The organism is Aeromonas sp. Y289-2, assembly GCF_027705925.1.
GTDB classification, from domain to species: Bacteria; Pseudomonadota; Gammaproteobacteria; order Enterobacterales; family Aeromonadaceae; genus Aeromonas; species Aeromonas veronii.
Window position 1 is genome coordinate 1 of the sequence record NZ_JAPDCH010000032.1, and the last position, 10,877, is coordinate 10,877.

Genomic DNA, 10,877 nt, shown 5'->3' on the forward strand with positions numbered 1-10,877 from the left:
TCGCCTTTGTGCGACTCCGGCAAAAGGAAACAGCCCGTCAGGAAATTGAGGCCGTTCAAGGCTGCCGCGGCGAAGAAGGGGTTGTAAGCCGGAACCGCCGAAATTTCCGTCAACTCCTCTAACCCCCTGCCACAAGGGCATCTAGGTCAATCATCTTGCGGTCACTCTGAAAGATTTAATTCTTTACCAACCCCAACCCCTGCAACGAAGTCGGGATCGTGAGAAACCAATAGCAGAGTGCCTGGGTAGTCCGCCAGGACCTGAGTGAGCAACTGACGCGAGGGGTGATCCAGATGGTTGTCCGGTTCATCGAGCAGCAGCAGGTCGGGCAGTTGCGCCAGTACCATCAGCAGACCCAGTTTTAACCTCTCCCCCCCACTCAGACCATGACAAGGCGTCAGAGCGCGATCGCCGCGCAGGGCTATGCCCGCCAGCCGTGTTCTCGCATCACTCTCGGCCAGTGTCGGAGCCACTGTCAACAGGTTGGCAAGCGGGCTGAGATCCCGCGCAATCAGGCTGAGCCCCTGATCGAGGCAAGCCATCTTGCCATTGATGCGAAAGCTGCCCGTCTCGGGCTCCAGCACCCCGCGCAACATCTGCAGCAGACTCGATTTGCCGCAGCCATTGCGACCGCCGAGCAAACAGCGCTCACCCCGTTGCAGCACCAGATCAACCCGCTGGCCATGCCAGCGCACGTGAGACGCAGCCGTAATCACCAGCGGCTGGGCAGCCCCCTTGCGCTCGATCTCCTCCGGCCACTGCATGATGAGCGGCTGCACCGCCGCCAGCGCGGCTGCTGCCTCGGTGCGGGCCTCCACTTGCGCACTGTGGCCCCGCTCGTGGCGGTCCAGCACTCTGCCAAGGGATTTGCCTGCCTGTTCCGCCTTGAAATCAAGCAGGATTTTGGCTTGGGAGCCGCGCTCACGCCGCCCCTGACTGGCTCGTCTGGCCGCCTGTTCACGCACTTTTTGCAAGCTGCGCGCCGCCGCCTTTTCGCCTCGCACCGCTTGCGCCAAACTGGTGCTGCGGGCAGCCTGTACCTCGGCCTGCTGTGCCAGAAACTCGTCAAACGAGAGGCGGGCACTCTGTAACCCCTGCTCGCTCAGCTCCAGAATCTGACTGGTTTGATTGAGCAGGCGCCGGTCGTGGCTCACCAGCAGGTAACCTCCGCGATGTCTGGCCAGTTGCTGGCTTAGCCAGTCGATGCCAGAGGCATCGAGGTGGTTGTCTGGCTCATCAAGCAACAGAAAGTGAGCAGGCCTCGCAAACAGCGCCAGCAGGCGCAAACGGGTGAGCTGGCCACCGCTCAGGGTGCTGACCGGGACATGGGGATCGAGTCTGAGGCCTGCTTCTGCCAGCAGGTCGGCAAGATCGCTGCGCAGGTTCCAGCGATCAGCCAGCAACTCGAAATCGTCCTGGGCGCAGCTCCCCTGCTCGATGCGCTCAAGGGCCCGTAGCGGCTCGCCCCAGCCGATAAGGTCGGCCACACTGGCTGCGCAGTCATGATCTTGAGCCGGTGCAAACTGGGACAACCAGCTGATGGGGGTCAACCACTCGATCTTGCCAGAATCCGCGCGGCGCTGGCCCGCCAGCAGTTCCAGCAGCAGGCTCTTGCCGATGCCGTTACGGCCGATCAGGGTGCAGCCCGCAGCGGGCAAAGTGAAGGTAAGGGGCACAGTACAGGCGACGAAGGGCAGCTGCAAAGTGTTGATATGACATGCGATATGGGTCATCTGAACTCCTGTAGGCCAATGCGGAAGCCGCAGGCCAAGAGCTAAACCAAATGACAGGGACACGTGTCCACAAGTGGGAAAACAGCAGAGGAATCAGCATCAACCTGTCACGGTGAGACGCACCCGCTCTCCCTGGCGGGAGAAGAATCAAAAGTGGGGTGCGGACAGGTTAAATGCGCATCGGCGAAATACTCTTTACTGATGAAAGTAAAATCATACTTCAGATAGTAAAAAATGCCAAATGTTCCGGTATCACTCACTTGCATGTTGTATCAATAAGTCAAGTGTCAGTCTGGGCTATACCCTAACTTGATGTCAGATGCCATGTGTCATTTTCAGAAGACGACTGCACCAGTTGATTGGGCGTAATGGCTGTTGTGCAGCCAGCTCCTGACAGTTCAATATCAGAAGTGATCTGCACCAATCTCGACTATGCTCAATACTCGTGTGCACCAAAGCGAGGTGAGCATGGCGACGGAGGCTCTGTTGCAAAGATTGGCGGCAGTCAGAGGTAGGCTGTCGCTCTGCGCCGATCAGGCGGCTGCTGCGAAATGGTGGTTGAGCATGCCCATGGCCTCCGTCAGCGCCGAGGGCCCAATGCCAAAAGCTCTCTCCACAAGGCGCACCTCGCCCCTGATGCCGGGCTGCAGGCACCAGGGGCGAGCCTGTCCTTTGCGCAGGGCTCGCATGACTTCGAATCCCTTGATCGTGGCATAGGCCGTGGGGATCGATTTGAAACCGCGCACCGGCTTGATCAGTATCTTGAGCTTTCCGTGATCGGCCTCGATCACGTTATTGAGATACTTCACCTGCCGGTGGGCCGTCTCCCGGTCCAGCTTTCCTTCGCGCTTCAATTCGGTGATCGCTGCACCATAGCTCGGCGCTTTGTCGGTATTGAGCGTGGCAGGCTTTTCCCAGTGCTTCAGGCCTCGCAGGGCCTTGCCCAGGAACCGCTTCGCTGCCTTGGCGCTGCGGGTCGGCGACAGGTAGAAATCGATCGTGTCGCCCCGCTTGTCGACTGCCCGGTACAGGTAGGTCCACTTGCCCCGCACCTTGACGTAGGTTTCATCCAGGCGCCAGCTCGGATCAAAGCCACGCCGCCAGAACCAGCGCAGCCGCTTCTCCATCTCCGGGGCGTAGCACTGGACCCAGCGATAGATCGTCGTATGGTCGACCGAAATGCCGCGTTCCGCCAGCATTTCCTCAAGGTCGCGATAGCTGATCGGATAGCGACAATACCAGCGCACCGCCCACAGGATCACATCACCCTGGAAATGGCGCCACTTGAAATCCGTCATCGTTCCGTCCGTCCAATCTCCGCCAAGCATGCTCAAGCTTCACGATTTTTGCAACAGAGCCCACACGAGTATTGAGCATAGTCGAGATTGGTGCAGATCACTTCTGATATTGAACTGTCAGGAGCTGGCTGCACAACAGCCATTACGCCCAATCAACTGGTGCAGTCGTCTTCTGAAAATGACAATCGTGCCACCGGCTCCAGGTCTTATCGAACAGCTCAGACACATGGTCCAAATGCTGGTCGATCCGTTCGGCCAGTTTTTCGATGGCCTCTTGCTTGAGCTTGTCACTTTCCCTGAACTCGATGTTCAAGGCCCTGGCCACCTGGTTGAGGTTCCGGCCGATAGCTCCAAGCTGCCGGCACGATTCCCGTACGGTGTTCACTTCTTCATCAGTGAGGACCGGCATCCGGTTCAACGACCGCAGTCATTTCTGTACCTAAACAGTCCTGCGAATATGTGAGTTTTGACCTAATGAGCCACAAAAACTCATTTTCGCCCACGATAATTTTTCTACTTCCTTTCTTTGGAATGCTCATTTCAATATTCACATAACGTCGCTATCAATCGCGGAAAAGGCGTAGTGCGCGAAGCGAACGAAGCTTTTTGCCGTCGATTGCATAGCTTTGTTAACCCTTTTTCCAAATTTGATAGCAATAGTTAATGTTTGAAGTAAAGTGTTGCTCAAAAACAACTTCGAAGGTATTTGGAATACTCGGGAAGAAAACATCCCCCTCTGGCTCGATGTCGATCGTCGATAAGTGGAGCGTAGAGGCCATGGGTAATGTTTCTCGGTAAATTTCTCCGCCACCAGACACTATAACGTGACCGGTGAATTCAGCTAGCCTGTCCATGGCCTCTTCGATTGACTGAAATACAACTACATTGTCATCATTTGATGTCCAACCTGAGCGGGTAACGACCGCGTATTTCCTATTGGGGAGTGCGCCCATAGATTCAAACGTCTTGCGACCCACCAGAAGCCACTGATTGTAGGTCAATGCTTTAAAAAGTAGCTGCTCCCCTTTCGCGGACCAGGGTATGTCTGGACCGCAACCAATCACGCCGTTTTTCGCTTTCGCAGCCATCAATGATACTTTCAAGGTTCTCATCCTGGGTTAACGCTTGAGTTAGACATTATTTGCCGACTACCTTGGTGATCTCGCCTTTCACGTAGTGAACAAATTCTTCCAACTGATCTGCGCGCGAGGCCAAGCGATCTTCTTCTTGTCCAAGATAAGCCTGTCTAGCTTCAAGTATGACGGGCTGATACTGGGCCGGCAGGCGCTCCATTGCCCAGTCGGCAGCGACATCCTTCGGCGCGATTTTGCCGGTTACTGCGCTGTACCAAATGCGGGACAACGTAAGCACTACATTTCGCTCATCGCCAGCCCAGTCGGGCGGCGAGTTCCATAGCGTTAAGGTTTCATTTAGCGCCTCAAATAGATCCTGTTCAGGAACCGGATCAAAGAGTTCCTCCGCCGCTGGACCTACCAAGGCAACGCTATGTTCTCTTGCTTTTGTCAGCAAGATAGCCAGATCAATGTCGATCGTGGCTGGCTCGAAGATACCTGCAAGAATGTCATTGCGCTGCCATTCTCCAAATTGCAGTTCGCGCTTAGCTGGATAACGCCACGGAATGATGTCGTCGTGCACAACAATGGTGACTTCTACAGCGCGGAGAATCTCGCTCTCTCCAGGGGAAGCCGAAGTTTCCAAAAGGTCGTTGATCAAAGCTCGCCGCGTTGTTTCATCAAGCCTTACGGTCACCGTAACCAGCAAATCAATATCACTGTGTGGCTTCAGGCCGCCATCCACTGCGGAGCCGTACAAATGTACGGCCAGCAACGTCGGTTCGAGATGGCGCTCGATGACGCCAACTACCTCTGATAGTTGAGTCGATACTTCGGCGATCACCACTTCCCTCATGATGTTTAACGTTTGACATGAGGGGCGGCCAAGGGCGCCAGCCCTTGGACGTCCCCCTCGATGGAAGGGTTAGGCATCACTGCGTGTTCGCTCGAATGCCTGGCGTGTTTGAACCATGTACACGGCTGGACCATCTGGGGTGGTTACGGTACCTTGCTTCTCAAACCCCGCTTTCTCGTAGCATCGGATCGCTCGCAAGTTGCTCGGCGACGGGTCCGTTTGGATCTTGGTGACCTCGGGATCATTGAACAGCAACTCAACCAGAGCTCGAACCAGCTTGGTTCCCAAGCCTTTGCCCAGTTGTGATGCATTCGCCAGTGACTGGTCTATTCCGCGTACTCCTGGATCGGTTTCTTCTTCCCACCATCCGTCCCCGCTTCCAAGAGCAACGTACGACTGGGCATACCCAATCGGCTCTCCATTCAGCATTGCAATGTATGGAGTGACGGACTCTTGCGCTAAAACGCTTGGCAAGTACTGTTCCTGTACGTCAGCAAGTGTCGGGCGTGCTTCTTCTCCGCCCCACCACTCGACGATATGAGATCGATTTAGCCACTCATAGAGCATCGCAAGGTCATGCTCAGTCATGAGGCGCAGTGTGACGGAATCGTTGCTGTTGGTCACGATGCTGTACTTTGTGATGCCTAACTTTGTTTTAGCCACCAATGATGCCCTCACTTTCCATGATTTTGGTGGGAATGGATTTTCTTAGCGGCAACTTACTTTCGTTGTCTATATCCATGTTAAAGGCGAAAAAGTAAACCTCTGTCTCCTTCTCAACCCACCCAACCCACCATGCGACACCAGGATTTGACTCAGTTCCCACACCAGAAAAACCAGTTTTTGAATGCACTAGATATTCAGGTGCCGCCTCCGTTACCAAAGCCTCTTTTACTATTAGCTGGTTTTCTTTAGATGCTGACAATTTATTTAAATATAGAGACTCTAGAAACTCCACTTGATTAACTGCGGAAATTCTAAGCTGGCCTTCCAACCAGAATTTGTCAATGCCACCACTGATATTCTGGTTGCCATAGGAAAATTTTTTAAGGTATTTCTGCATTCTTACTTCGCCAACTTCTCTGGCGATTTGTTGAAATACGGGAACAGCTGAAACTTGTATTGCCCCTCTTAAGGTCAAGTCTCTTTCCCATTGCTTCATGGCTCTTGGCTTTCCGTCCCATTTGAAAACCTGATGCTCATTCTTTATGACACCAGTTTCTAGGCCGATAATTGCGTTGGGGATCTTAAATGTTGATGCTGGAAGATATTCCTTTGATGCACGAGCTAAGTCATTGGTAGCGCAGGATTTACTGCTACTTTTACAAAGCACGAAGACACCATTGACGGCTTCGGCAGAGAACTCTTTGTTCCAAGACGTATTTTCTGTAATTGAACCAGCTAATGCCGTACTCGAAAGACACGCGATAATTACATATGCGGCAAATGTTTTCATGGCACCTTCTTGGTGGCTAACGTTAATTCGACCTCAGAGGCGTTTAAGTCAAAATACCTCTGACGTCTAACATGATTAATCAAAGTCTGATTTTTTAACAAAATCAGAAAGATAGACGCGAAACTTTAAAACAAAGGCGTCAACACTTCAAGTAGCGATCTTTCGCTTCGGCGAGGCCTAACGCCTGAGCTCAGCCGACCGAAACCGCGTAGCGGTTTTGGGTCGGCTGCAGCGATTTGTTGGGCGATAGCTTGCCACATTCTCTCAACGATTGGGATTTGATGTACTTTCCGCACTTTGTAGCGCGACCACATCATGCTCCCCCTGGCCGCGAGAGCCCTTCACTCGGGAAACACAAGACAGACCGAGCACGACTGTTGCAAGGGTCAAACAGTACACGACAACCGGCCAAGCCGTGTTGCGCGGCAACAGCGAAATGATCAACGTTCCGATGCTTCCTAGCAGTACACCGCCCAAGCAGAAGTAGACTGCCGTGACCGTTCCAGCAACATGGTCGAATCCTCGAAGAGCGCCATTGGGCGACACAGATACCGCTGTGGCGACACCAATACCCACTAGCCACATTGGAGCAATAAAGCCTAACACGGACTGCGAAGCCCATATTTCGGTGATGGCAAGCAATACTGCTCCAGCTATCAGGCATCCCATTCCCATTCGCAAGACACTTGGGCTGCCCCACTTGGGTATCACACGCCCCATAAAACGAGCCGTAAACACCATGGCAATTGCCACTGTGGCGAACAGCAGGCTGAAGCCAAGCTGAGACACACCTTGCCTGCCCATCATTAGTCCGGGCGCAATGGAGAAAAAGACGAAGAAGCTACCCATTCCAGCGGCGTAACACAACGTGTACAACCAGAAGTTCAGGCACTTAACGGGGAGTAGCAGCTGCGACCATTGCAAGCCCGCAACTCGTTGCACCCGGGTTTCAGGCCAGAATCGCCACGCTGCTGCAGATGCAGCGATCATGCCCAAACCTAGAAACGCAAAGATAGCCCGCCACCCAAGCCACATGTCGACGAGCGCTCCGAGCAATGGGCCTACCGCCGGGACCATGGCCAGCATGGATCCGAGTATGCCGTAAATGACATTACTTTCCTCGCGACCTGCGTAAATGTCACGTACTGTTGCAAATGTGGAAACAAGGCACGCCGAGGCACCACAAGCCTGAAGAATCCGAAGCCCCAGAAAGACTTCAGCCGATGACGTAAGAGCGAGGCCCATTGACGCCACAACGTAGGCGAGGCCACCTCCCAGTAGAACGGGGCGGCGCCCCAGTCGGTCCGATAGCGGTCCAAACAAGAGCTGACCGGCACCAATCATGACCAAGTACGTTGTCAGCGTAAGCTGAATTGTGCTCGCTGTCGTACCAAGCGCGTTTGGCATAAACGGCACTGCTGGCAAGTACATGTCCATGCCGAGTGATGCCAATAAATCGAACGGTGATAACAACAACACCGTGGCGGCAAGGGAGTACCGCCAACTAAAGTTTTTTGAGCGCACGAAACCATCTCCTTGAACAAAGGATTTGGCGGCGCTCCCGTAGAGCAAAAGGATTCATGAGAACGCCGCAACAACCGAAAAATGAAGGTTGCTGCGGCTTACTTGTCTGCGTTCTTGGAAGTGCTCATCTGCTGACTATCTCATGATTGAATTTGAATCGTAACAACTTTCAAGCAACTCTGCGAGGAGCCTTATTGTGCGCCCAACGTTTGACTTAGGCATCACTGCGTGTTCGCTCGAATGCCTGGCGTGTTTGAACCATGTACACGGCTGGACCATCTGGGGTGGTTACGGTACCTTGCTTCTCAAACCCCGCTTTCTCGTAGCATCGGATCGCTCGCAAGTTGCTCGGCGACGGGTCCGTTTGGATCTTGGTGACCTCGGGATCATTGAACAGCAACTCAACCAGAGCTCGAACCAGCTTGGTTCCCAAGCCTTTGCCCAGTTGTGATGCATTCGCCAGTGACTGGTCTATTCCGCGTACTCCTGGATCGGTTTCTTCTTCCCACCATCCGTCCCCGCTTCCAAGAGCAACGTACGACTGGGCATACCCAATCGGCTCTCCATTCAGCATTGCAATGTATGGAGTGACGGACTCTTGCGCTAAAACGCTTGGCAAGTACTGTTCCTGTACGTCAGCAAGTGTCGGGCGTGCTTCTTCTCCGCCCCACCACTCGACGATATGAGATCGATTTAGCCACTCATAGAGCATCGCAAGGTCATGCTCAGTCATGAGGCGCAGTGTGACGGAATCGTTGCTGTTGGTCACGATGCTGTACTTTGTGATGCCTAACGCCCGCCTAAGGGGCTGGCAACGCATGACACTAAACCCAAACACAACAGCCGTAACCACCACAGCTCATTGGGACTGGAAACGCCACGCGTTGACAGTCCCTCTTGAGGCGTTTGTTATGTGTGTGTTCAAACCATCAAATTTAGTCAGGAACTACTATTAAACCTAATTGCTCTAAAAGTTGTTCTTGCTGCCACGAACAGATTTTTACACCTGTAAGGTCAACTTTCCGAGGGTCTAAACCATACAACTCCGAGTGGCTCAAATCACAACCTTGCAACCTACACTGGCTCCAACACCCTTCAGAAAATACTCCCCGACTTAAATCAGACTCTTTAAATGATGCACCACTCAGATTTGCGCCAATCCATCTATTCTCAAACAAATCACACTTTTCGATACACTGCCTTTCAAAGTTGGCGTATGAAAGATTACAACCTGTTATATAAGCTGAACAAAAATACATTCTGTTCGATACCTGATTCATGAAGCTAGCTTGAGCAAAATTGGCACCCTTTAAATCGCATTCTCTGAACTCGATACCAAAACAATTTGCACCTTTGAAATACGACATTGAAAGACTGCAGTTTTTAAAAGATGCATCTCTAAGATCCGAGTAAGAAAAATCACACCCCTCTAATTCACCTCGTTCAATGAAAGAACAATCTACAAATTGTGTATCGCGGAGGTTCGCTCGTTTAAAGGAACAGCAGAAAAATTTGCAATTTTTAAAATACTGACCACTCATGTCTTGATGTGAAAAGTCTGCTTGTACATATAACTGGTCTGTTTTATCCATTTTCTAGCCCTCTTTCTATTTGAGTCGAAGACTAACATTTACCAACCAGTTCTCAAGAAAAATAAACACCTTAAAAACAGCAACTTACAACCACTTAAAATCGCAAAAATAAGGTACCAAATTGACGCTCTAAGGCACTGTTTTTTAATTCACCCATGCCGCATGGCTAGAAAAAAGTTTTGATTAATCATGGCGCTTGCAAGAAAAACACATAACTTTGTTTTAGGGCGACTGCCCTGCTGCGTAACATCGTTGCTGCTCCATAACATCAAACATCGACCCACGGCGTAACGCGCTTGCTGCTTGGATGCCCGAGGCATAGACTGTACAAAAAAACAGTCATAACAAGCCATGAAAACCGCCACTGCGCCGTTACCACCGCTGCGTTCGGTCAAGGTTCTGGACCAGTTGCGTGAGCGCATACGCTACTTGCATTACAGCTTACGAACCGAACAGGCTTATGTCCACTGGGTTCGTGCCTTCATCCGTTTCCACGGTGTGCGTCACCCGGCAACCTTGGGCAGCAGCGAAGTCGAGGCATTTCTGTCCTGGCTGGCGAACGAGCGCAAGGTTTCGGTCTCCACGCATCGTCAGGCATTGGCGGCCTTGCTGTTCTTCTACGGCAAGGTGCTGTGCACGGATCTGCCCTGGCTTCAGGAGATCGGAAGACCTCGGCCGTCGCGGCGCTTGCCGGTGGTGCTGACCCCGGATGAAGTGGTTCGCATCCTCGGTTTTCTGGAAGGCGAGCATCGTTTGTTCGCCCAGCTTCTGTATGGAACGGGCATGCGGATCAGTGAGGGTTTGCAACTGCGGGTCAAGGATCTGGATTTCGATCACGGCACGATCATCGTGCGGGAGGGCAAGGGCTCCAAGGATCGGGCCTTGATGTTACCCGAGAGCTTGGCACCCAGCCTGCGCGAGCAGCTGTCGCGTGCACGGGCATGGTGGCTGAAGGACCAGGCCGAGGGCCGCAGCGGCGTTGCGCTTCCCGACGCCCTTGAGCGGAAGTATCCGCGCGCCGGGCATTCCTGGCCGTGGTTCTGGGTTTTTGCGCAGCACACGCATTCGACCGATCCACGGAGCGGTGTCGTGCGTCGCCATCACATGTATGACCAGACCTTTCAGCGCGCCTTCAAACGTGCCGTAGAACAAGCAGGCATCACGAAGCCCGCCACACCGCACACCCTCCGCCACTCGTTCGCGACGGCCTTGCTCCGCAGCGGTTACGACATTCGAACCGTGCAGGATCTGCTCGGCCATTCCGACGTCTCTGGGGTTCTAGGGATTTTCCGTCCAAATGCGACATTCAGACTGCTAAGTGATTGATTTATTGTGACTGGCTATG

Annotated in this window: 11 protein-coding genes; 1 reads left to right on the plus strand and 10 read right to left on the minus strand. The window is 53.0% G+C overall.

Going from position 1 to position 10,877, the window contains the following annotated elements; genetic code table 11:
- Positions 1 to 161: 161 nt before the first annotated feature.
- The 10 genes from OKC43_RS21285 to OKC43_RS21340 form a co-directional block, all read right to left on the minus strand.
- Positions 162 to 1,733 (minus strand): ATP-binding cassette domain-containing protein, encoded by a 1,572-nt coding sequence (locus OKC43_RS21285; protein WP_094307857.1) that lies wholly within the window; start codon positions 1,731 to 1,733, stop codon positions 162 to 164.
- Positions 1,734 to 2,266: 533 nt separating this feature from the next.
- Positions 2,267 to 3,031, minus strand: a complete 765-nt coding sequence (locus OKC43_RS21295; RefSeq protein ID WP_001389365.1) for an IS6-like element IS6100 family transposase — start codon at positions 3,029 to 3,031, stop codon at positions 2,267 to 2,269.
- Between the two features lie 142 nt (positions 3,032 to 3,173).
- Positions 3,174 to 3,440, minus strand: coding sequence for a plasmid mobilization relaxosome protein MobC (gene mobC, locus OKC43_RS21765; protein ID WP_001144737.1), 267 nt, complete (start codon positions 3,438 to 3,440; stop codon positions 3,174 to 3,176).
- A 220-nt stretch (positions 3,441 to 3,660) separates the two neighbouring features.
- Positions 3,661 to 4,134, minus strand: coding sequence for a trimethoprim-resistant dihydrofolate reductase DfrA14 (gene dfrA14, locus OKC43_RS21310; protein ID WP_004201280.1), 474 nt, complete (start codon positions 4,132 to 4,134; stop codon positions 3,661 to 3,663).
- A 34-nt stretch (positions 4,135 to 4,168) separates the two neighbouring features.
- On the minus strand, positions 4,169 to 4,960 hold the full coding sequence (aadA1, locus tag OKC43_RS21315; protein ID WP_001209508.1) for an ANT(3'')-Ia family aminoglycoside nucleotidyltransferase AadA1: 792 nt from the start codon (positions 4,958 to 4,960) through the stop codon (positions 4,169 to 4,171).
- A 69-nt stretch (positions 4,961 to 5,029) separates the two neighbouring features.
- A complete protein-coding gene (gene aac(6')-Ib, locus OKC43_RS21320; protein WP_022631510.1) occupies positions 5,030 to 5,584 on the minus strand; it encodes an AAC(6')-Ib family aminoglycoside 6'-N-acetyltransferase in 555 nt (184 codons plus the stop codon).
- A gap of 31 nt (positions 5,585 to 5,615) precedes the next feature.
- Entirely contained in the window at positions 5,616 to 6,416 is an 801-nt protein-coding gene (locus OKC43_RS21325; RefSeq protein WP_000846390.1) for an oxacillin-hydrolyzing class D beta-lactamase OXA-10, read from the minus strand.
- Positions 6,417 to 6,680: 264 nt separating this feature from the next.
- Positions 6,681 to 7,940 (minus strand): chloramphenicol efflux MFS transporter CmlA5, encoded by a 1,260-nt coding sequence (locus OKC43_RS21330; RefSeq protein WP_012300772.1) that lies wholly within the window; start codon positions 7,938 to 7,940, stop codon positions 6,681 to 6,683.
- 214 nt (positions 7,941 to 8,154) lie between these two features.
- Positions 8,155 to 8,709 (minus strand): AAC(6')-Ib family aminoglycoside 6'-N-acetyltransferase, encoded by a 555-nt coding sequence (aac(6')-Ib, locus tag OKC43_RS21335; protein WP_022631510.1) that lies wholly within the window; start codon positions 8,707 to 8,709, stop codon positions 8,155 to 8,157.
- Positions 8,710 to 8,875: 166 nt separating this feature from the next.
- Positions 8,876 to 9,532, minus strand: coding sequence for a quinolone resistance pentapeptide repeat protein QnrVC4 (locus OKC43_RS21340; RefSeq protein ID WP_000361704.1), 657 nt, complete (start codon positions 9,530 to 9,532; stop codon positions 8,876 to 8,878).
- Between the two features lie 351 nt (positions 9,533 to 9,883).
- On the opposite strand from OKC43_RS21340, the gene intI1 reads away from it, so the two are divergent.
- Entirely contained in the window at positions 9,884 to 10,858 is a 975-nt protein-coding gene (intI1, locus tag OKC43_RS21345) for a class 1 integron integrase IntI1 (protein ID WP_143236976.1), read from the plus strand.
- The last annotated feature ends 19 nt before the right edge of the window (positions 10,859 to 10,877 follow it).